The sequence below is a fragment of the Amycolatopsis melonis genome (genome assembly GCF_040064235.1).
Classification (GTDB): domain Bacteria; phylum Actinomycetota; class Actinomycetes; order Mycobacteriales; family Pseudonocardiaceae; genus Amycolatopsis; species Amycolatopsis melonis.
Map to the genome: position 1 here is coordinate 337,130 of NZ_JBDZYD010000004.1, position 20,427 is coordinate 357,556.

Sequence of the window (20,427 nt, forward strand, 5' to 3'; positions counted from 1 at the left end):
CCCTCAGGCGCCGATCCAGCCGCGGTAGGCGTCCGCGTCGACGTTGCTGCCGCACACGATCGTGACCACGTGCCGTCCAGCGAAGCGGTCCGGGTCTTCGAGGATCGCCGCGATGCCGAGCGCGGCCGACGGTTCGACGACGAGCCCGGCGTGCTCGAACAGCAGCCGCATCCCGGCGACGATGGACGGCTCGCGCACGAGCACGGCGTCGTCGGCGGTCACCAGAAGATCGGCCAGCACCTCCGGGATGGGACACCGGCCGGCGACCCCGTCCGCGATCGTGTCGGTCGATTCCGTGGTGATCACGCGCCGCGCGTGCCAGGACCGCGTCATCGCCGGGGCACCGAGCGGCTGGACGCAGATCACCTCGGTGCCGTGCTCCCGCACGACCCGGCCCACGCCGGTGGCGAGCGCGCCGCCGCCGAGCGCGACGAGGACGGCGTCGAACGGGCCCGCGTCCGCCAGCTCCAGGCCGATGGTCGCCGCGCCCTCGCAGGTTTCGAGGTCCAGGCTGTCTTCGACCAGCCGGATACCGTCCCGGCGCGCGATGGCCACCGCCCGCTCGCGGGCGTCGTCGAAGTCGCCGTCGACCAGCTCGAGCCGGGCACCCAGCGCGCGGATGCGCTCGAGCTTGGCCGCGGGCGCGAAGCGGGAGGCCACGACGGTGACGTCGAGTCCCCGGCGGCGCGCGGACCAGGCGAGGGCCTGCCCGAGGTTGCCGGCGCTGGCGCACACCGCGGCCCGCTCGCCTCGCCCGGCGAGCCCGCTCGCGACCAGCTCGGTGCCGCGCCCCTTGAAGCTGCGGATCGGGTTCGCCGTCTCCAGCTTGATGCTCACCGCGCATCCGAGGACGGGCTCAAGCGCTTCGCAGCGGTACAGCGGAGTGTCGAGGAAAACGGGGTCGATCACCCGGCGGGCGGCCCGGATCCGGGCGAGGTCGAGACGCGTTTCCGGCACCGCGCCAGGGTACCTACGCCTCGGCGCGTGCCTTGAGCGCCGCGAGCGTGTGCTCGATCGACCGGACGTTGTAGCCGGGCCGGTCGGCGCGGCCGGTGACCCGCGGGCCCATGAACTTCCGCACCACCCAGCTGCCGATCCGGTACCAGTTCTCGGTGACCACGCAGCCGTCCGCGGCCGGGGCCAGCACGTACTCCCAGCGCGACACGCGCGAGCCGAACGGCGTCCGCACGTCGAAGGCGAACCGGCGCTGCGGCTGGAAGACGACCACCCGCACCCGCGTCCACCACTGCAGCTCGCCGTTGCGGTTGCGGCCGCGGAACCGGGCGCCGAGCGCCGGGCCGGTGCCGTCCAGCCAGCGGCCGCCCACGTTTTCCGGGCTCAGCTCGCCCATCCGCGGCAGATCGGTGACCCACGACCACACCGTGGCCACGTCGGCCGCGACGGTCGTGCTGCGCGAGATCGTCGGTTCCACGCCACGACGGTCCCAGCGCCGCGGCGCCGCGGCAAGACGTCCCGGCGTTGTCCGCAGCGGAGAAGAGGCGGTGAGGGGATTGCGGCCGGGCCGTTGTGGGTACTTCGCGCGCGGAGGAGTCTTGACACGGAGGGTGCGTGGTCAGCGTGATTCCGATCGAGGTCGTGGGGATGGCCGTCCCGGTGCCCGGCGAGGCGCCCTTGATGCTGCTTCGCGAGCCGGAGGGGGCCCGCCGCTGGCTGGCCATCATGATCGGCTACGGCGAGGCCGAGGCCCTCGTGCGCGCCCGTGAGCAGATCGAGCAGCCGCGCCCGGGCACGATCGAGCTGCTCGGCGACGTGCTCGCGGCGTTCGGCCAGGGCCTCGCGGCGGTCGAGCTGACCGACGTCCGCGACGGCATCTTCTACGCCGACCTGGTGCTCGCCTCCGGCACCCGCGTGTCGGCCCGCCCCAGCGACGCGGTGGCACTCGGCCTCCGCCAGGGCGCGCCGATCCGCGTCGCCGAGGAAGTCCTCGACGTCGCGTCGGTGCAGCTGGAGGTCGAGCAGGAAGCCGAAGGCCCGGCCGCCGACGTGCTCGACGCCGACGCCGAGATCGCCCGGTTCCGCGCCGAGCTGGACTCCCTCCAGCCCGAGGACTTCGACGACCTGTAAGCCGCCGGTCCGCGGTCGTGAGTGGTAATTCGGGTTCTAACCCTAATTACCACTCACGACAAGCCGCGGCAGACCGCCCACCGCGCTTCGGCCGGCGTGCCCTTCAGCCCGCGGCGCGGGCCTCCGCCGGGCGGCCGTAGGCGCCTCCGTCGTTGCTGCGCTGCAGGAGACCCTCGTCGACGAGGTAGCGGCGCAGGGTCGCGTGGTCGTCGTGGACCATCGACAGCTTCTCGCGGACGTCCCGCTCGGTGTAGAGCCGTCCCGGTTCGAAGCGCTCGGCGAGGTGTTCCAGCAGGGCCCGCCTGCGCTGGGGCGACCGCGGGATCCCGACCAGGCGGCCGTGGCTGAACAGCGCTTCCAGCGGGTCGGCCGGGGCCTTGGCGAGCGCTTCCCGGAAGGCCTCGGGCACCGCACGGTAGCGGCCGCCGGTCAGGGTGACCAGGCCGGCGGCGACCAGGCGCTGCGCCAGTTTCGCCGTGTGGCGGTCGCCGTCGGCGGGCCAGCCGTCGGGCGCGGTGCAGATCCGGGCGAACAGGTGCAGGCGTTCGGCGTCCGCGAGGGCGGAGACCAGTGCTTCCGGTGCGGCCATGTCCGCAGACCGTACCGGCGGCCACCCCGGCGGCGCAGTCACTTTTCCGCCGTGGCGGCTCCTCCAGTAGGTTGCGCAGCGTGCCGAGCCCGCCCGCGACCGTGCCCGAAGACGTCCTGCGCACCTCGATCGTGGACCGGCTGTTCGCGCGAGCGGACGACGACCGGCCGCTGTTCACCCACCAGGACCACAGCCGCGGCACCGAGCACACGCTGACGTGGGCGCAGTTCGCCGCCCGGGTGCGCGTGGTCGCGGGTGGCCTGCGCCGCGTCGCGGAGCCGGGGGAGCGCGTCGCCGTGCTGGCCGGCCAGGAACTGGCGTACCCGCTGGCGTTCTTCGGCGCGCTGGCCGCCGGGCTCGTCGCGGTCCCGCTGATGGCGCCGTCGAACGCGGCGCAGGCCGGACGGCTCGACGGCGTCCTTGCCGATTCCGGCGCCCGCGTCTGGCTGACGTCCGCGGCCGCGGCGGCGCGCGTGCGCAAGTCCGGCGAAGCCCGCGAGATCGTCGTGGTCGACGAGCTGACCGGGCCGGGCGCCGACCCGCTGCCCGCCGATCCGGAAAGCCCCGCGTACCTGCAGTACACGTCGGGCTCGACCCGCGAGCCGGCGGGCGCGGTCATCCCGCACCGGGCGATCGTCGCGGCCTGCTGGCAGGGCAGCGTCGCCTACGCCGTCGACGAACACACGACGTGCGCGGGCTGGATCCCGTTCTTCCACGACATGGGCCTGATCCAGCTGCTGTGCCTGCCGGTGTTCGCCGGCGGGCGCTCGGTCTTCATGGCACCGGCCGAATTCGTCCACTCCCCGCGGCGCTGGCCGCGGCAGCTGGCGAGCTTCCCCGCCGTCTTCACCGCCGCGCCGGACTTCGCCTACGCCCTCGCCGCCGACGCCGGCGCGGACGACGACCTCGACCTGTCGGACGTGCGGGTCGCCCTCAACGGCAGCGAACCGGTCCGGCCGCGGACCATCGCGCGGTTCCAGGAGGTGTTCGGCCCGCACGGGTTCCGCCGCGAGGCCCACCGCCCGTCCTACGGGCTCGCCGAAGCGACCGTGTACGTCGCGGGCACCGGCCCGGACGGGCCGCGGAGCACGGTGTTCGACCGCGAAGCCCTCGCGCAGGGCCGCGCCGTCGAGACGGCGGACGGGACGGAACTGGTGTCGGTGGGCCGTCCCGTCGGGCAGCAGGTGCGGATCGTCCGCGACGGGCAGGCCCGGCCGGACGGCACGGCGGGCGAGATCTGGGTGCGCGGCCCGAACGTCGCGACGGGGTACTGGGGCCGCGGCGACGCGAGCGCGTTCGGCGCCACCCTCGACGGCACCGGCGGCTGGCTGCGCACCGGCGACCTCGGCGTCGTGCACCGCGGCGACCTCTACGTCACCGGGCGGCTCAAGGACCTCATCGTCGTCGACGGCCGCAACTTCCACCCGCAGGACATCGAGGCCGCGGCCGGGGAGGCCCACCCGGCTCTGCGCCGCGACCGCGTCGCCGCGTTCGGCGTCGCCGACGACCGCGGCGAGGGCGCGGTGGTGGTGGCCGAATGGGCGCGCGGCGCGACCGCGGACGTCCGGGAAGTGACCCGCGCGGTGCTGCGCGCGGTGTCGCGCGAGCACGATCTGACGCTCCGGGCGGTACATCTGGTCCCTTCCGGTGGCCTTCCGCGCACCTCCAGCGGCAAGATCGCCCGGTCGGCCGCGAAAGCACGTTATGGTGGCGACCGTGGGTGATCACCGCGCCGAGGTCACGAAGGTCGTCTGCGACACCTTCCGGCTCGACCCGGCTCTCGTCGAGCCCGACGCGCCACTGGAGGAGCTGGGCATCGACTCGAAGGGCCGGATCAAGCTGCTGGCGGCGCTGGAGATCGAGTACGCGGTGACGATCGACCTGGATCTGCTCGACCGGTTCACCGACGTGGGGTCCGTGGCGGGCGTGCTCGCGGAGGTCCTCGGCGGCGGCACGGAAGAAAGGCGCTGAAATGAGCGGCGGGGGGTACACCGCGACGACGGAAGCGTTGTCGGCGGCGGCCAAGACCATCGGGGACCTGGCGGAGCACCTGCTGGACGACAACCCGGACCTGCAGACCGCGCAGGTCACCGCGGAGAAGTTCGGCCGGGCGCACGGAACGCACGCGGCGAAGTACACCGCGGGCGCGCAGGCGCTGTGGGCGGCGGTGTCCGGCTACAGCAGCACGCTCGGCTCGTTCGGCACCAACCTCGGCACGGCCGGGGCGAGCTACAGCGCCAACGAAGACACCCAGTCGAGCGCGATCACCAACGCCGGAGCGCAGTGATGGCGACCTGGTCCGACGTCAAGGCGATCCTCGACGACCCGAGTGTGCCCCCCGAGAAGAAGACCCGGCTGATCAGCAGCTGGCTGCGGGAAAACCCGCCACCGCCGCCGTTCCTGGCCGACCAGGAGCCCGACGAGATCAAGCAGAAGCGCCAGGAAGCCGACCGGTACGCGCAGGCGTTCACCGCGCACCCGCTGCTGGCCGGGCAGTCGGTCGACGAGGCGTACAACGAGGCCAAGCGCAGCGGCGACCAGAACTCCTACAACGAAGACCAGGAGAAGAAGGCCGTCGGCGAGGGCAAGACGCGGCTGGACGAAACCCGGCCGCCCGCCGCGGGCGACGACGGGAGCACGACGGGGACGAAGACGTCCGACGAGATCTTCGACGCGGCGGCCCCGGCGCTCAAGCTGTTCGAGACGTTCGGTTCCCTGCTGGCGAAGATCCCGGCCGACTGCCGCGGCAACACCCGCGCGCTCGACCTCGACAACGACATCCGCAAGCCGTTCGACGAGCAGCGCGGAATCAGTTTCGCCGACTTCGTCGCCGACGCGGCCCACTTCAAGCGCGGCGCGGAGACGGTCGACCGCACGGTCCAGGACACCGGCGCCCAGCTGGGCACGTTGTACCGCACGTGGAGCGGCGCGGGGGCGGACGCGGCGTCGGACACGTACAACGACAAGATCCAGCCGAAGGCGGCCAAGCTGTCCCAGACGCTCGGCCAGGCGAGCGAAGCAACCCTGGCCACGGCGACGACGGTGTTCCAGCTGTGCAAGGGCAAGGCCGACGCGGTCATCGGGATGTACACCGACCTGGTCGGCAAGGCCGACTACACGATGGCCCAGAAGGTGGTGGCGGTCGCCAACGGCGAGAAGGGCAACGAGGAGGACCTGGCCCAGATCGCAGGCTGGATGGACCTGAACTTCGGCACGAACCTGGTCCAGACCCTCAACGATCAGGGCTGCTGCGACGGCGACGAGATCAAGAAGCACGGTCAGGACCTGGCCAAGCAGTGGGTGCAGAACCAGTTCAACCCCGACATGTGGGACCGGCTGTACCAGGGATTCGTCAAGACCTGCAAGGACACGAAGGACCTGGTCGACCAGGCGTACACGGCGCTGGGCAAGGTCATGGGCGGGATCCGGAACGAGTTCGAGGGTGTTTCCCTGCCGGGCGGGTCGGGTTCCGGTTCCGGTACTGCTGGTGGCGCCGGTGGCGGGCCCGGGGGTTCGAGTGGCGGCGGTTCGGGTGCGGGCTCGGGCTCGGGCTCGGGTGGTGGGGGTTCGGTGCCGCCGGTTCCGGAGGTGTCGACACCGTCCGGTGCCGGTCCGGTGCCGACGGGGCCCGGCGCGGGTTCGGACGGGAGTTCCGCTGGTGCCGGGGCAGGTGGCGGTGGTGCGGTGCCGCCGGTTCCGGAGTTGTCCACGCCGTCCGGTGCCAGTTCGGGCTCGGGTGGTGGGGCCGGTGGTCCGGTGCCGTCGATTCCCGGGGCAGGTGGGGGTTCGGTGCCGCCGGTTCCAGAGCTGTCCACACCTTCCGGCCCGGCGCCCGACGGCACGACGCCATCGTCGGTCCCGCCTCCGTCCGACGATGGCGGGCAAGCGGCCGCCGAGGAAGCCAAGCGCAAGGCCGCCGAGGCGTTGAAGGAGTTCAGCGGCCCGGGGATCTCGACGGTTTCCGGTGCAGATGCGGGCGGCTTGGGCGGCGGGGATTCCGGCGACCCGGCCGTGCCCGACAGCCTGCTCAGCGACGACAAGGGCCCGGACGACAAGGACACCGACGACGACCGGGACGTCCTCAAGGTCAAGCAGGGCGACCGGACCTTCGAGATGACCGAGCCGGACCACGACGGCCGGATGGACATCAAGGTCGGCGACGGGCACGGCGATCCCAAGGACTTCAAGCTCGACTGGTCCGCCGACGATCCACAAAGGACCGACGACGCCCACCACCCCGGCCCGGACGGCAAGATCCACATCGAGGACGGCGACCTCAAGATCACCGCGGAGCGGCCGGACGGTCCGGACGGCCCGACCGTCGTCACCGTCGACGACGGCAGCGGCACCCCCACGACCTACACCCTCGGCGAGGACGACAAGCTCTCCGACGCCCTCGGCGACACACCCGAGAAGAAGCCCGACAACGACCTGCCCGCCCACCGCGGCATCCTCGAGGACCTCAAGCCGCACAACGAAAGCGGCGAAAGCGGCACGGGCAGCGAGAGCGGCGGAGGCAGCGCGGGCAGCGCAGGCGGCGACGGCAGCGCAGGCAGCGAAACCAGCGCAGGCGGCAGAGGCGGCGAAAGCAGCGCAGGCAGCGAAGGCGGCGGAGACAGCGCAGGCAGCGAAAGCGGCGCAGGCCGCGAAAGCAGCGCGGGCAGCGAAAGCGGTGCGGGGAGCGCAGGCGGCGTAGGCAGCGCAGGCAGCGCGGGCAGCGAAGGCGGCGGAGACAGCGCAGGCGGCGGTGGCACCCCAGGCGGCGGCACCCCCACACCCCTCCACGCAGGCACCGGCACAGGCCCAACCCACGCCACCCTCGGCGAAACACCGGTCGCCGAGGGCGTCCACACCGGCATCGGCGCCGCCCAGCCGCAACCCACCGCCACCGCGTTCGCCCCCGCCGCCGCCTCGGCCGGCTCACCCTCCTCGGCCATGTCCGGCATGCCCGCCATGGGAGCCATGGGCGGCCAGGGTGCCCAAGGCGGCGACACCGAACGCCGCTCGCCCGCCTACCGGATCGAAGGGGCCGTCTTCGACAACCTCGGGGAGCCCGGCCGCCGGATCATCGGCTCGCTCGACGACGACGAAGACCGCATCCGCTAAGGAGCTGCCATGACCGACATCGACGGGATGAAGGCGGAACTCGACGGTCTCGTCCGCGAACAGGCCGAGCGCCGGGCCCTGCGCGAGCAGCGCGGCGAAGAGATCAAGGCCCGGTCCCACGAGTACATGACCAAGCAGGTCCAGGCCGCCGAACGGTACGTGCATCACCTGCGCGAAGTCGCGAAGCGCAGGACGAAGTCCGGCTGGAGCACCGACCGGTCGCCGGAGCCCGTCCCGCAGGAGGAGCCACGCCGCCGTCCGCGCGCCGCCCGCATCGAGGACGACGACGAGTTCGTCAACAATCCTTGGTGAGCACGGGATATGGACTCCGCGAAGTGGTGGCGCGACGCAGTCGTCTACGAGGTCTACGTCCGCAGCTTCGCCGATTCCGACGGGGACGGCACCGGTGATCTCCCAGGCCTGCGCTCCCGTCTCGGGTATCTCGCCGACCTGGGCGTCGACGCCGTGTGGACCACGCCCTGGTACCGGTCGCCGATGGTCGACGGTGGCTACGACGTCGAAGACCACCGCCGTGCCGATCCGCTGTTCGGTTCCGACGACGACGTCCTCGCGCTGATCGACGAAGCCCACCGGCTCGGCCTGCGGGTCCTGATCGACCTCGTGCCGAACCACACTTCCGACCGCCACGCGTGGTTCCGGGCCGCGCTGGCCGCCGGGCCCGGCTCGCCCGAACGCGCGCGCTACCACTTCCGGCCCGGCCGCGGCGCTCAGCCGCCCACCGACTGGCGCAGCGTCTTCGGCGGGCCCGCCTGGACCCGCGTCGCCGACGGCGAGTGGTACCTGCACCTGTTCGCCCCCGAACAACCCGATCTCAACTGGGCACACCCCGAGGTCCGGGCCGAGTTCGAGGACCTGCTGCGGTTCTGGTTCGCCCGCGGGGTCGACGGCGTCCGCATCGACGTCGCCCACGGTCTGCTCAAGGATCCCGCCTTCCCCGATCTCGGGGTCGACGCCGAAGGCATCGTGCGGCCGCCGGACCGCAGCAGGCACCCGCACTGGGACCGCGACGGCGTGCACGAGATCTACCGCTCGTGGCGGCAGGTCGCCGGCGAGTTCGGCCCGGACCGCGTGTTCGTCGCCGAGGCGTGGGTGGACCGGCCGGACCGGCTCGCGCGGTACGTCCGGCCGGACGAGCTGCACACGGCGTTCAACTTCGACTTCCTGCGCTGCGCCTGGGATGCCGGGGCCCTGCGCGAGGTCGTCGACCGGACGCTCGAAGCGCTGCACGCCGTCGGTGCGCCCGCGACGTGGGTGCTGTCCAACCACGACGTCGTCCGGCACGTGACGCGGTTCGGGTCCCTCCGGCGGGCACGGGCCGCGGTGCTCCTGATGCTCGCCCTGCCCGGCGGCGCCTACCTCTACCAGGGGGAGGAGCTGGGCCTGGAGGAGGTCGAGGACCTGCCCGAAGCCGTCCTCGCCGATCCGACGTGGGAACGCTCGGGCCACACCCGCCGCGGCCGCGACGGCTGCCGCGTCCCGCTGCCGTGGTCGGGGACCGCGCCGCCGTTCGGGTTCACGTCCGGTGCCGCGTGGCTGCCGCAGCCGCAGCGGTGGCTTGAGCTGACCGCGGAAGCCCAGGCGGCCGACCCGGATTCGATGCTCTGGCTCTACCGCACCGCCCTGGCCACGCGACGGGAACACCCGGCGCTCGGCGACGGGACGATGACCTGGCTGCCCGCGCCCGAAGACGTCCTGTCCTTCGCGCGCGAGCCGGGGTTCGCCTGTGTGGTGAACCTGTCGGCCGGGCCGTGCGCGCTGCCGGAGGGCGCCTCGGTGCTGCTGGCGAGCGGGCCGCTCGACGGCGGCCGCCTGCCGCCCGACACCGCGGTATGGCTCGCCGGGAGTTGACCGGGGAAGTCCCCGCGGGGTGGTGTGAAAGCGGGCGCGGCGGGGTATCCGGTCGCGTTCGTTGCACCCCGATCGAGCCGGAGGTCTTCCGATGCCCGTGCGCACTGACACCCCGCCCGCGGCCGACGTCGTCGGCCTGGCGCTCGACATCCTGGCCGCGCAGGGCCTCACCCGTGCCGCCGCGCAGGCCGCGCTGGCGTCGATGGCGCAGGAACGGGGCGTGACCGTGCCGCGCTGCGCGGCACTCGTCGTGGCCGCCGTCGACGGGCAGGTGGGCTGATGGCCGCCACCGGAGGGTTTTCCCGGGCCGGGAACGAGGACACCGCGTCGGTCGGCGGCGGTGTCCTGCTCGCCGTGGGGCTGGTCGTCGCGTTCTTCACCTGGTGGTCGTGGTGGACGGTGGCGGGCTTCGCGCTGGCTGCCGCCGGCGCGTTGTGGCTCACGGTGGCCGGCCGCGACGAGTAACCCGCCGGGGACGGGGAAAGCCTCCTGCCGACGAAACCACCGACGAGGAGGAGGCCGCCCATGGCGGAGCACGACGAGGACGTCATCGAGCTGCTGCAGCGGCAGCACCGGGAGATCCGCGAGCTGTTCGCCGGGCTGGAGACCGCCGAAGGCGAGCGGCGGCGGGACCTGTTCCACGACCTCGTGCGGCTGCTGGCGGTGCACGAGACGGCGGAGGAGCTGGTCGTGCACCCGGAGATCCGCGACCTGGAACCCGCAGCGAAGCCGGTCGTCGAAGCCCGGCTGGGCGAGGAACACCGCGCCAAGGAGCTGCTGACGACCCTGCAGAAGATGGGTCCGGAAGCCGACGGCTTCGACACGCTGCTCGTGCAGCTGCGCGACGACGTCCTCGCGCACGCCGAACACGAAGAGCGCGAGGAGTTCCCGCTGCTGCGTGCCCACCGGCCGCCGGAGCGGCTGCGGGCGATGGCGGCGACGGCCAAGCTGGCCGAAGCGGTCGGCCCGACCCGCCCGCACCCGGGCGCGGAGAGCGCGACGGCGAACCTGCTGCTGGGCCCGCCGGCGGCGATCATGGACCGGGCGCGCGACCTCATCCGCGGCGCACTGGGGAGCTGATCGCCGTGACCGAACCCGACGACGACGTCGTCGACCCCGAGGAGTTCGCGGAAGAGGCCGGGCTTGACCCGAGCCCGCAGGACGTGGCCGAATACGAGGAGCTGGCGAAGAAGAACCCGCCGTGGTCGGCGCCGGACTGAGTGGGTACTCCACGGGCATGGCAGAGGCTCCGGCCCGCAAACTGCGGCGCTACCAGCAGATGCGCGACTTCGGCCGGACCGCGGAGCCGGCCGGGGGAGCCGCGCCGGGCCCGGACGGGCACCGGTTCGTCGTGCAGCGCCACCGCGCGCGGCGGCTGCACTACGACTTCCGGCTGGAGCTCGGCGGCGTGCTGGTCAGCTGGGCGGTGCCGAAGGGGCCCACGCTGGACCCGAAGGCCCGCCGGCTGGCCGTGCACGTCGAAGATCACCCGATCGAGTACGCCGACTTCGAGGGCGTGATCCCGCGCGGCGAGTACGGCGGCGGCGACGTCATCGTCTGGGACCGCGGGGTGTGGCGGCCTGTCGAAGACGATCCGGCCCGCGCGATCGAGGACGGCACCCTGCACTTCGACCTCGACGGCGAGAAGCTGGCCGGGCGGTTCGTCCTGGTCCGCACCCGCCGTGACAACGGGGACAAGGAGCAGTGGTTCCTCCTGCACAAGCAGGACGAGCACGCGAAGGCAGGCTGGGACGCCGAGGACCATCCGCGCTCGGTGAAGAGCGGCCGCACCAACGACGAGGTCGCGGCCGCTCCCGACGCGCTCTGGCACGGCGACCGGCCCGCCGCCGAAGCCGAGGAGGCGGTGGGCTTCCCCGCCGCGACCGCGGACGAGCTGGCCGCCCTCGACGCGCTCGGCACCAAGGGCCGCTGGTCGGTCGCCGGCCGCGAGCTGGCCCTGACCAACCTGGACAAGGTGCTCTTCCCGGCACGCGACGGCGGCTCGCCGGTCACCAAGCGGGACCTGATCCGCTACTACGTCACGACCGGGCCGGTGCTGCTGCCCTACCTGGCCGGGCGGCCGCTGAACACCCACCGGTTCCCGCAGGGCGTCACCGAGCCGGGCTTCTGGCAGAAGGAGGTCCCGCAGCACGCGCCGGAGTGGCTCACGACGTGGCGCAACGAGCGTGCGGACGCGGGGGAGACCCAGCGGTACGTCGTGGCCGACAGTGTCGCGACGCTGGCCTGGCTGGCGAACTACGGCGCGCTGGAGCTGCACGCCTGGACCTCGCGCGCCGCCGACGTCGACCACCCGACGTGGGTGCTGTTCGACATCGACCCTGGCCCGGAGACGACGTTCGCCGAGGTGCTGGAACTGGCGCGCCTGCACCGCACGGCCCTGGAACACTTCGGCCTCACCGGACGGCCGAAGGTGACCGGGCAGCGCGGAATCCAGGTGTGGGTGCCGATCGTGCCGCGGTGCACGTTCGAGCAGACCCGGGCGTGGGCGGAGACGGTGTCCAAGACGATCGGGCGGGTGCTGCCCGACCTGGTCAGCTGGGCCTGGACGAAGGACAAGCGCCGCGGCCGGGCCCGCCTGGACTACACGCAGAACGTGCTCAACAAGACGCTCGTGGCGCCCTACAGCGTGCGTCCCCGGCCCGGCGCGCCGGTGTCGGTGCCGCTGGAGTGGGACGAGCTGGACGACCCGGACCTCGCGCCGGACCGGTGGACCATCCGCGACGTCCCGGGCCGCCTGGCCGGCCGCGGTGACCCGTTCGCGGCGCTGCTCGGCCTGGAACAGCAGCTGCCGGGCCTCTGATCACCAACGGCAGCGAGGTCAGGCGCGGACCGTCTCGAGCCGCCGCGGTTGCAGCCGGTCGAGGTCGGGGCGGGACAGGTGCGGGCGGCCGCCCGCGTGCTCGGTCGTCGCCGCGGCCGCCGCGACGGCGAGGCTTGCCGCCGTCTCCAGCGGACGGCGGCGGGTCAGCGCCGCGGTCAGGGTCGCCACCAGCGCGTCTCCGGCGCCGGTGGGGTCGACGACGGCGGTCTCGACGTGCGGCACGAACCACGTGCCCTCCGGCCCGGCGAAGAGATTGCCCTGCCCGCCGACTTCCAGCACCACCAGCGACGGCCCGCGCCGCCGGAGTTCCGCCGCCGCCCGTGCCGCCGCCGCGACGTCGTCCACCGGGCGCCCGGTGAGCAGTTCCGCTTCGTGGCCGTCGGCGCGCAGGACGTCGGCCAGTGCCAGCAGGTCGCCGGCGAGCCGGTCGTCCTGCGGCGCCCCGTCCAGGACGACCCGCGTGCCCGCGGTGTGCGCCAGCCGCGCGGCGAGCAACGCCGCCGGGGCGGGCTGCTGCAGCTGCACGATGAGCGAGCCGGCCGCCGAGATCGGGGCGGACGCGGCGAAGACGTCGGTTTCGGTGAGCAGCGTGCCCTCGGGGACGTGCTCGAGGTAGCGCCGCCGTCCGTCGTCGTCGACGACGTCGACGAGCAGCGCCGTCTCCACCCCGGCCCGGCGCACCACGTGCGCGGTGCCGATCCGGTCGGCCCTGGCCTGGGCGAGCAGCGTGTCCCCGGTGCGGTCCCGGCCGACGACGCCGACGAGCGACACCGACGTCCCGAGCTGGCTCAGCGCCACGGCCTGGTTGGCGCCCTTCCCGCCGAGCAGCTCCTGCCGGTGCCGCACGGGCGCCGAGGAGTCCGCGTCGGGCGCCTCGGGGACCTCGATCACCAGGTCGCGGGCGATCTGCCCGGCGACGACGACTTCGCTGAACATCACCGGCGCCTCCTCGACATCCACCGATCGGCTACCCCGCGGCGCGGCACGGGTAAACCGCTCGTTCGGGTCACCCGACCCGTCCGTGTCCGTCGTGGCGGAGGGTGATCGGAGCAGCCGCCTGCGCCGGACAGCCCAGCGGCGTGGCGTGTCGCGTGGCCGATTCCACAAGCGGCCCCTCACCAGGTGTGGATCACGGTCCGGTGCGGTAATCAAGAGACCCAGACCCTGCTGGAGGAACGGTGACCGAGACCCTGATGAACGCGGCGGACCGCTGGAGACCGCTGACCGAACTGCTGCAGGCCCTGCTCGAACGGGTCGCCGGCGAGCTGCCCGGCTGCCTGGGCGCGGCCATCACCGTCAGTCACGGCGACCGCGCGTTGCGGGCGCTGGCCACCGCGGGCGTCGCCGCACAGCTCGTCCCCGCCCAGCTCGCGCACGGCGGCCCGATCGCCCACGCGGCCGCCACCGGCGAGGCAGTCACGACCGGCGACCTCTTCGGCGACCCCCGCTGGCCCGGCCTGACCCGCGACGCCGTTTCCGGTGCCGCCGCAGCCGTCCGCGGCGCCGCCGCGCTGCCGGGATTCTGGGACGACAGCGGGACTTTCGTGCTGTCGGTGGCCCTCGACCGCGCGCCCGGTCCCGAGACGACCGCGGTCCTGCACCACTACGAGAAGCTCACCGAAATGACACTGGTCGTCGCCGGGACGGCCACCGCGGGCGATCCGGGCCAGATGCTCGACCTGCTCGCCTCGCGCGCCGCCATCGAGCAGGCGAAGGGCGCGCTGATGGCGGTCCGGCGCTGCCCGCCGGACGAGGCGTGGCAGACCCTGCGCCGCGCCAGCCAGGAGTTCAACGTCAAGGTCCGCGAGCTGGCCGTCGCGCTGGTCGAGCACCTCGGCGGCGACGCGGTCCTGCAGCCGGAGGGCACGCCGCAGATCCGCCCCGGCGCTCCCGCCCGGCACGCGGCGGAGCGGCTCTGGTCGGCGTTCACCACCCGATAGGGCGTTTTGCCGCCGGGTGTTTGGGTACCAAGACCCCGTCCTTGATCACTCGTTGCGTCGCCGGCGCCCGCCGGCGCGGAAGGCCTGCCGAACCCGTGTCCCCCATCCCACCGGTCCCGACCCGGTCCGCGCCGCTCACGGCGCGCCGGACGGTGTACCGCCCCGGTCTCCTGGTGCTCACGTTCGCCGGCGAGATCGACGCGCTGACCCTGCCGATCCTCGACCGCGAACTGGGCACGGCACCACCGGGGACGACGATCGTGGACCTGACGCACGTGGCGTTCGTCGGCCTGGCGGGCGCCCGCGCGCTGGCCACGGCCGCGGAGAAGGCGGGCGCCGAGGGACGCCGCTTCGGCGTGGTGGCGAACAGCCGCACACTGGCCCGGCTGTTCCGGATCACCGGGCTGGCCGCGGTGGTGCCGATGTTCGCCTCGCTGTCGGACGCCCTGCGCGAGCTGCTGGCGGCCGGGGTGCACGACACCGCCTGCTGAGCAAGCGGCGCCCCGAGGCGGCGTTGGCGAACCACCTTTTGCGACCTACCGCTCGCGTGTCCCCGGGCGCTGGGGTGGTCCGGTGTCTTGAATGACTCATTCAGGTCTTCGGAGGTCCTGAATGAGTCATTCAAGACACTGAGGTGAGCCGCCGCCGGCCGCACCGGGCCCGCGCTCTGCCGGCCAGCCGGCCGGCAGTAGGCCGGAGCGCCCCAAGGTGGCCTTGGGTGCGTTGGGCGTACCCGAGGTGGCGTTGGTGGCCGGAGCGCCCCAAGGTGGCCTTCGGTGCGTTGAGCGCAACCAAGGCGGCCTTCGGTGCGAACCTGCCTCGCCCGGCTCAGGACGGCACCCACCGCGCAACCAGCACGCCGGCATCCCGCCGCAGCGCCCCGTCGCCGTGGCCCAGCACGGCCCGCGTGAGCCGCCGGGCGATCTCCGGGGGAAGGCCGTCGGCGTCCTCCGCGAGGTGCCGGATGATCCGGTGCCGGCCGAACGGCTCGCCGTCCCGGTCCGCGGCTTCCGCGACGCCGCCGGAGTACAGCGCGACGAGGTCGCCGGGTTCGAGACGCACCTCCGCGCGCTCCACCGCAGACACCTCGCCGCGCCGCACGAGCAGCGGCGCCGGCTGTCCCGAATCCCGCCAGCGCAGCAACCCGGTGCCCAGGTCCAGCTCGGCGACCGCCCCGGTGACGGCCGGGACTCCCGGCAGCGCGTCGAGCGCGGCACCGACCGTGGCGAACTGCCCGTCGAGCGGGATCCCGTCGTGGCGGGCCGAACGGTAGGCGGCGAGGGCGGTCACGGCGGCGATGTTCGCCGCGGCCGAGCGCGGGCCGGCGTCGAACAGCGCGAACTGGGCGCGCCGTTCGGAAAGGGCGTAGTCGAACACGGTGCCGCAGACGTCGTAGGCGGGCTGCACGCTCGCGCCGATGACGACGCTTTCGGTCGCGCCGGTGAGCGGTGGCAGGCTCTGCCACAGCAGCTCGGTGGGGGAGCCGCGGTGCCGCCGCCGTCGCCGGGCGTCCAGGCCGTCGCCGTACTGGGTCGTGCTGGTGACGAGGTGCCCGAGCAGCGCGGCCAGCCACCGGCACTGCTCCCGCAGCACCGGGTCGTCCGGGTCGGTGCCGCCGTCCGGGACGATCTCCAGCACGCCGAGCCGTTCCACGCCGTCGAGCAGCACCGTCCACAGGGTGCCCTCGCGCGTGACCGTGGTCCCGGCGCGGCGGAACACCTCGCCGCCGACGCTGGACTCGATGTCCAGCTCCGGTGCGCCGGGCCGTAGCGGCACGAGCGTGTCCTGGTCGTAGTCGGCCAGGTAGACGCCGATCGTCAGGTCGAGCGCGCGGCCCGCCTCGGTGACGATGGCGGGCAGCCGTTCGGGCGGGGCGCGGTGCGCGCCTTCGAGCAGGTCGACCAGGGCCTTCAGCGGGCCGTGCAACGGCTTCGCGTCCCGCACCGGGTGGCTGTAGGGCGCCCGCGAGGACCCGCTCAGCTCGTCGAGCCGCTCGTTGACCGCGTGCGCGACCATGTCCCGGTCGACGCGGGGCAGGCCGGCCAGCTCGTTGAGGTAGGCGTCCAGCTCGAACAGGCTCATGCTGCCGCCGAGCGCGAAGTACCGCATCCACAGCTCTTCCGGCGTCAGGCCGCTCCGGGCGAAGCAGGCGGCGATCAGCCGGCGCTGTTCCTCCTCGGGCACGAACCGCATCGGGCTCACCTTTCCCGTGACACCGGCGCGAGCAGGTCCGCCGCCGCGGCGGCCGGGGTGCGGCCGTGTGCTCTCGCCAGTGTCAGCAGCCGGTCGAACGCGGCGTCCTCGCCGAGCCCGTCCCGGCCCATCAGGTAGCCCTTGGCCATGCCGACCAGGTCGCGGTCGCGCAGCGTGTGCTTGAACTGCTCGCTGAACCGGCTCGCCCGCTCGTGGGCGCGGGCGTGGCCGACCAGCGCCGCCGCGCGCTCGGCGAAGGTCGCGAGCGTCCGCTCGTCGGAGGGCCCGAAGGCGCCGGGCGTGGTCGCGTAGACCTTGATGGCGCCGTGGCAGCCGTCCCCGGTGACCATCGGGGTGCTGAGCACCGACCGCAGTCCCGAGCCGGCGACCGCGGCACACCAGCGCCGCCACCGCCGCTCGGTGGTGACGTCGTCGATCCGCTGCGGCGCGCATTCGGCCAGCGCGGCCACGCAGGGCCCTTCCGCCAGTGCGTACTGCAGGGCGTCGGCGTCGCGCACGAGCGAGTCCGACGCGCTGGTCGTGGTGAGCTGCCCGGCGTCGTCGACGAGGGTGACCCCCGCGCCCGCGGCGGCGGTGACCGTGGCCCCCGCCAGCGCGACGATCAGTTCGAGGACCGCATCGACGGTCTCGCGCGACAGCAGCAGACCGGACATCCGCGCGGCGACCGCGGCCAGCTCGCCGTCCAGCGGCAGCGCCTGTTCCGACGACATGGCCGCGGATTACCAACCGGGGGACACCGGCAAACCCCGTTCGTGGACATGGCCCGCGGGAATCCGGGTACCCGGGGGCCTGCGCGCCCGAGCGGGAGGAGCCGACATGGAACAACCCGAACCCGGTACGACGGCCTCGCCGCTGTTCGACGAGGTCACCGGGGCGCTGGAGGCGCTGACCGCGGTCCTGCGCGAGGAGGAGGACTTCCGGATCCTGCTCCGGCACGTGTGCCTGCAGGTCCGCCATGCGGTCCCGGGGGTGGACGAGGCGTCGGTGACACTGGTGACCGGCGAGGAGCCGCACACGGCGTCGGCGACCAGCGGCGTGGTGGCCGAACTCGACGGCGACCAGTACCGCATCGGCGACGGGCCCTGCCTCGAAGCGATCCGCAACGGCAAGATCGTCCGCACGCCGGTGTCCGAAGCGGCGGCCCGCTGGCCGGACTTCGCCCGTGGCGCGGAGGCGGCGGGCTTCTCGAGCTTCCTGGCGGCACCGCTGGTGGCGGACGAGCGGTTCTCCGGCGCGGTCAACTGCTACGGCCGCCTCGACGGCGGCTTCGCCGAGATCGAAGCCCAGCTGCTCGAGCTGTACACGGCCGCGGTGGAGGCGATCCTGCGCGTTTACCACCGCTACCTGCGCGCCCGCGAGACGGCCGAGCACCTGCGGACGGCGCTGACCTCCCGTGCGGTGATCGACCAGGCCAAGGGCATGCTGATGGCGATCCGCCAGATCGACGCCGACGACGCGTTCGCGTTGCTGGTGGAGCAGTCGCAGCGGGAGAACGTGAAGCTGCGCGAAGTCGCGGAGCGGTTCGTCACGCGGGTGATCTCCGGCGGCGTCCTGCCGCGGTAACGTGGGGGCGTGGCGGGGAGCCGGATCACGGTGCAGGTGGGCGATCGGCAGCTGACGCTGTCCAACCTGGAGAAGGTGCTCTACCCGCGTGACGGCTTCACCAAGGGCGAGGTACTCGACTACTACACGCGGATCGCGCCGCTGCTGCTGCCGCACATCCGCGACCGGGCGATGACCTTCGTGCGGTTTCCCGACGGCGTCGACGGCGGCTCTTTCTTCGAAAAGGACGTCTCGCGGCACGCGCCCGACTGGGTCCGCACCGCGCGCCTGACCGTCGGCGGCCGGGGCAAGGACCCGGAGATCGTCGCCTACCCGCTGATCAACGACCTGCCCGAGCTGGTCTGGGCGGCCAACCTGGCGGCACTGGAGCTGCACGTCCACCAGTGGACCGTCGGCCCCGGCGACGAGCGTGGCACACCCGACCGGCTGGTGTTCGACCTCGACCCGGGGCCGGGCGCGACGGTGGTCGACTGCTGCCGGGTCGCCGAACGGCTCTACGACGTGCTCACCGCCGACGGGCTCAGCCCGGTGGCCAAGACGAGCGGTTCCAAGGGCCTGCAGCTGTACGCGGGCGTGGTGACCGAGGACGGCGGGGAGCCGTCGCAGTACGCGAAGGCGCTGGCCGAGCGGCTCGCCGCGGAGACGCCGGACCTCGTCGTGGCGCGGATGACGAAGAACCTGCGCCCGGGCAAGGTGTTCATCGACTGGAGCCAGAACAACCCGTTCAAGACGACCGTCGCGCCGTACTCGCTGCGCGGGCGCGACGAGCCGACGGTGTCGACTCCGGTCACGTGGGACGAGGTCCGCGCCTGCCGGCACGTGACGCACCTGCGGTTCACCGCCGGCCAGGTGCTGGCGCGCGTCGAGGACGTCGGCGACCTTTTCGCCGATCTGGAACGGACCAGGGTGCCGATTCCTGCGTTCGGCTGAATTTCGGCCACCGCGGTTTCCGCCGAATCACCGGCCGGTTCGCGGTATTGCCGGAAAGAACGGGGATCACCTGGGGATTGTGATCGTCCTCTGTGGACTGCTGCACGTGCAGACGGCCGTGTCGGTGCACGGCACGCTTCGCCTTGTGCGGCAACCTGGACGAACTCGGTACGGTCTACGCGTAAACCGTCGGCACGGGCCGCAGCAGCGGCCGGTGACATTGATTCGGCGGCCGTCGCCATTGTTGTCGAATACGCGAAGACGAGGCGGCGTTCCGCCCGGCAGGAGAAGGGAAACGGGTGTCCGGCCTGATCGACGCCGATCTCGAGTTCTGGTTCCAGCGCGGCCTTCGCGCGTACCTGGGCGAGGTGGCCAGGGCGCTCGGCTTCGGCCTCGAGTCCTGCACGGTGGACGTGGACGTCCCGGTCTCGGCGTACGTCGCGGTGGACTGGCGCCTGCGCCGCTTCCCCGACCGCGACGTCGCCCTGCTGTGGGACGAAGTGCACGGCTGGGCGGTCGCGGTCGAGGCGGCGTGCGGCGAGGAGATGATCGTGCTGGCATACCTGGGCGGAGCGGACATCCTGCCCCCGCCGCGGGTGATCGTCGGCTTCCTCGGTGCCCTCCGGGCGGGCGCGCTGGAACCGGACGGCCCTGGCTCGCCGGTGCTGCGCCGCGCGGGCAGTCATCAGGAGCTGCTGCCCCTGCTGCCTGCCCACTGACCGTCCACAGGGGAACGGCCCGGGAATTGTCGGTGGTGTGTGGTTCCGTGGTGCCATGAGGATCCGGCTGGTCGAGATCACGGCGGCGAACCGCGAGGCCGTTCGTGCGTTGCGCGTGCACCCGGCCCAGGAGCGCTTCGTCGCCTCGGTGACGAAGTCGCTGCAGGACGCGGCGGCGACCCCCGAGGCCGAGCCCTGGTACCGGGCCGTCCAGGTGGGTGCCGAGCCCGTCGGGTTCGTGATGCTGAGCTGGAACGTCCCGCCGGGCCGTCCCGGCATCCTGGGGCCGTACTTCCTGTGGCGGCTGCTCGTCGACCGGCGGTACCAGGGGCGCGGTGTCGGCCGCGCGGTCCTCGACCGGGTTGTCGAGCTGGTGCGGGCGGACGGCGGCACCGAGTTGCTCACCAGCCACCAGCCGGACGAAGACGGGCCGGGACCGTTCTACCGGAAGTACGGATTCCGGCCGACGGGCGAGATCGACAACGGGGAGGTGGTACTGCGGCTGCCGCTGTGAGCGCGATCACCGGCGCGGCTGTCACATCGGCGCGGGCGGCGGAGTCGGGGGGATGA

At 73.3% G+C, this 20,427-nt stretch carries 24 protein-coding genes; 18 read left to right on the top strand and 6 right to left on the bottom strand.

The genetic code is table 11. The features are described 5' to 3' along the window. Positions 1–3: 3 nt before the first annotated feature. Positions 4–957 (bottom strand): threonine ammonia-lyase, encoded by a 954-nt coding sequence (locus ABJI51_RS12475; protein WP_348950294.1) that lies wholly within the window; start codon positions 955–957, stop codon positions 4–6. A gap of 13 nt (positions 958–970) precedes the next feature. Further along, positions 971–1,432, bottom strand: a complete 462-nt coding sequence (locus ABJI51_RS12480; RefSeq protein WP_348950295.1) for an SRPBCC family protein — start codon at positions 1,430–1,432, stop codon at positions 971–973. 137 nt (positions 1,433–1,569) lie between these two features. Between ABJI51_RS12480 and ABJI51_RS12485 the strand changes: the two genes are divergently transcribed. Then, positions 1,570–2,085: a bifunctional nuclease family protein gene (locus ABJI51_RS12485; protein WP_348950296.1), complete on the top strand. Its 516-nt coding sequence runs from the start codon at positions 1,570–1,572 to the stop codon at positions 2,083–2,085. A 103-nt stretch (positions 2,086–2,188) separates the two neighbouring features. On the opposite strand, the gene ABJI51_RS12490 is transcribed toward ABJI51_RS12485, so the two are convergent. Beyond that, the gene (locus ABJI51_RS12490) at positions 2,189–2,674 is read right to left on the bottom strand and encodes a DUF2087 domain-containing protein (RefSeq protein WP_348950298.1); all 486 of its coding nucleotides are present in this window, start codon (positions 2,672–2,674) and stop codon (positions 2,189–2,191) included. A gap of 80 nt (positions 2,675–2,754) precedes the next feature. On the opposite strand from ABJI51_RS12490, the gene ABJI51_RS12495 reads away from it, so the two are divergent. The 11 genes from ABJI51_RS12495 (at position 2,755) to ligD (ABJI51_RS12545) (ending at position 12,470) form a co-directional block, all read left to right on the top strand. Next, complete coding sequence (locus ABJI51_RS12495; RefSeq protein ID WP_348950300.1) at positions 2,755–4,398, top strand: fatty acyl-AMP ligase; 1,644 nt, start codon at positions 2,755–2,757, stop codon at positions 4,396–4,398. Further along, positions 4,379–4,645, top strand: a complete 267-nt coding sequence (locus ABJI51_RS12500) for an acyl carrier protein (RefSeq protein ID WP_431605601.1) — start codon at positions 4,379–4,381, stop codon at positions 4,643–4,645. The genes ABJI51_RS12495 and ABJI51_RS12500 overlap by 20 nt, the downstream gene beginning before the upstream one ends. Before the next feature lies 1 nt (position 4,646). Beyond that, the gene (locus tag ABJI51_RS12505; RefSeq protein WP_348950303.1) at positions 4,647–4,961 is read left to right on the top strand and encodes a hypothetical protein; all 315 of its coding nucleotides are present in this window, start codon (positions 4,647–4,649) and stop codon (positions 4,959–4,961) included. After that, positions 4,961–7,780, top strand: coding sequence for a WXG100 family type VII secretion target (locus ABJI51_RS12510; protein ID WP_348950305.1), 2,820 nt, complete (start codon positions 4,961–4,963; stop codon positions 7,778–7,780). Before ABJI51_RS12505 ends, ABJI51_RS12510 begins: the two co-directional genes overlap by 1 nt. 9 nt (positions 7,781–7,789) lie before the next feature. After that, on the top strand, positions 7,790–8,092 hold the full coding sequence (locus ABJI51_RS12515; protein WP_348950306.1) for a hypothetical protein: 303 nt from the start codon (positions 7,790–7,792) through the stop codon (positions 8,090–8,092). Positions 8,093–8,101: 9 nt separating this feature from the next. Further along, positions 8,102–9,649: a glycoside hydrolase family 13 protein gene (locus ABJI51_RS12520; RefSeq protein ID WP_348950307.1), complete on the top strand. Its 1,548-nt coding sequence runs from the start codon at positions 8,102–8,104 to the stop codon at positions 9,647–9,649. 91 nt (positions 9,650–9,740) lie between these two features. Further along, positions 9,741–9,929 (top strand): hypothetical protein, encoded by a 189-nt coding sequence (locus ABJI51_RS12525; protein WP_348950309.1) that lies wholly within the window; start codon positions 9,741–9,743, stop codon positions 9,927–9,929. After that, a complete protein-coding gene (locus ABJI51_RS12530; protein ID WP_348950311.1) occupies positions 9,929–10,114 on the top strand; it encodes a hypothetical protein in 186 nt (61 codons plus the stop codon). The genes ABJI51_RS12525 and ABJI51_RS12530 overlap by 1 nt, the downstream gene beginning before the upstream one ends. A gap of 60 nt (positions 10,115–10,174) precedes the next feature. Further along, a complete protein-coding gene (locus tag ABJI51_RS12535) occupies positions 10,175–10,729 on the top strand; it encodes a hemerythrin domain-containing protein (protein ID WP_348950313.1) in 555 nt (184 codons plus the stop codon). Positions 10,730–10,734: 5 nt separating this feature from the next. Beyond that, positions 10,735–10,869: a hypothetical protein gene (locus ABJI51_RS12540; RefSeq protein ID WP_348950315.1), complete on the top strand. Its 135-nt coding sequence runs from the start codon at positions 10,735–10,737 to the stop codon at positions 10,867–10,869. A 17-nt stretch (positions 10,870–10,886) separates the two neighbouring features. After that, positions 10,887–12,470: a non-homologous end-joining DNA ligase gene (gene ligD, locus ABJI51_RS12545; protein ID WP_348950316.1), complete on the top strand. Its 1,584-nt coding sequence runs from the start codon at positions 10,887–10,889 to the stop codon at positions 12,468–12,470. Positions 12,471–12,488: 18 nt separating this feature from the next. Here ligD (ABJI51_RS12545) and ABJI51_RS12550 read toward each other — a convergent pair whose 3' ends face one another. After that, a complete protein-coding gene (locus ABJI51_RS12550; RefSeq protein ID WP_348950318.1) occupies positions 12,489–13,451 on the bottom strand; it encodes a PfkB family carbohydrate kinase in 963 nt (320 codons plus the stop codon). A 218-nt stretch (positions 13,452–13,669) separates the two neighbouring features. Here ABJI51_RS12550 and ABJI51_RS12555 point away from each other — a divergent pair, with 218 nt between their 5' ends. Both ABJI51_RS12555 and ABJI51_RS12560 read left to right on the top strand, forming a co-directional pair. After that, positions 13,670–14,431 (top strand): GAF and ANTAR domain-containing protein, encoded by a 762-nt coding sequence (locus ABJI51_RS12555; protein ID WP_348950320.1) that lies wholly within the window; start codon positions 13,670–13,672, stop codon positions 14,429–14,431. Between the two features lie 95 nt (positions 14,432–14,526). Then, positions 14,527–14,922 (top strand): STAS domain-containing protein, encoded by a 396-nt coding sequence (locus tag ABJI51_RS12560; protein ID WP_348950321.1) that lies wholly within the window; start codon positions 14,527–14,529, stop codon positions 14,920–14,922. Between the two features lie 337 nt (positions 14,923–15,259). Here the strand turns inward: ABJI51_RS12560 and ABJI51_RS12565 are convergent, their stop codons facing one another. Then, complete coding sequence (locus ABJI51_RS12565; protein ID WP_348950323.1) at positions 15,260–16,624, bottom strand: PP2C family protein-serine/threonine phosphatase; 1,365 nt, start codon at positions 16,622–16,624, stop codon at positions 15,260–15,262. A gap of 5 nt (positions 16,625–16,629) precedes the next feature. Beyond that, on the bottom strand, positions 16,630–17,355 hold the full coding sequence (locus ABJI51_RS12570; RefSeq protein WP_348950325.1) for a GAF and ANTAR domain-containing protein: 726 nt from the start codon (positions 17,353–17,355) through the stop codon (positions 16,630–16,632). A 106-nt stretch (positions 17,356–17,461) separates the two neighbouring features. Here ABJI51_RS12570 and ABJI51_RS12575 point away from each other — a divergent pair, with 106 nt between their 5' ends. The 4 genes from ABJI51_RS12575 (at position 17,462) to ABJI51_RS12590 (ending at position 20,371) form a co-directional block, all read left to right on the top strand. Next, positions 17,462–18,208 (top strand): ANTAR domain-containing protein, encoded by a 747-nt coding sequence (locus ABJI51_RS12575; RefSeq protein WP_348950327.1) that lies wholly within the window; start codon positions 17,462–17,464, stop codon positions 18,206–18,208. 9 nt (positions 18,209–18,217) lie between these two features. Beyond that, a complete protein-coding gene (ligD, locus tag ABJI51_RS12580) occupies positions 18,218–19,138 on the top strand; it encodes a non-homologous end-joining DNA ligase (RefSeq protein ID WP_348950329.1) in 921 nt (306 codons plus the stop codon). A gap of 299 nt (positions 19,139–19,437) precedes the next feature. Continuing rightward, on the top strand, positions 19,438–19,857 hold the full coding sequence (locus ABJI51_RS12585; RefSeq protein WP_348950331.1) for a DUF6292 family protein: 420 nt from the start codon (positions 19,438–19,440) through the stop codon (positions 19,855–19,857). A gap of 55 nt (positions 19,858–19,912) precedes the next feature. Continuing rightward, positions 19,913–20,371: a GNAT family N-acetyltransferase gene (locus ABJI51_RS12590; protein ID WP_348950333.1), complete on the top strand. Its 459-nt coding sequence runs from the start codon at positions 19,913–19,915 to the stop codon at positions 20,369–20,371. Positions 20,372–20,427: the final 56 nt, after the last annotated feature.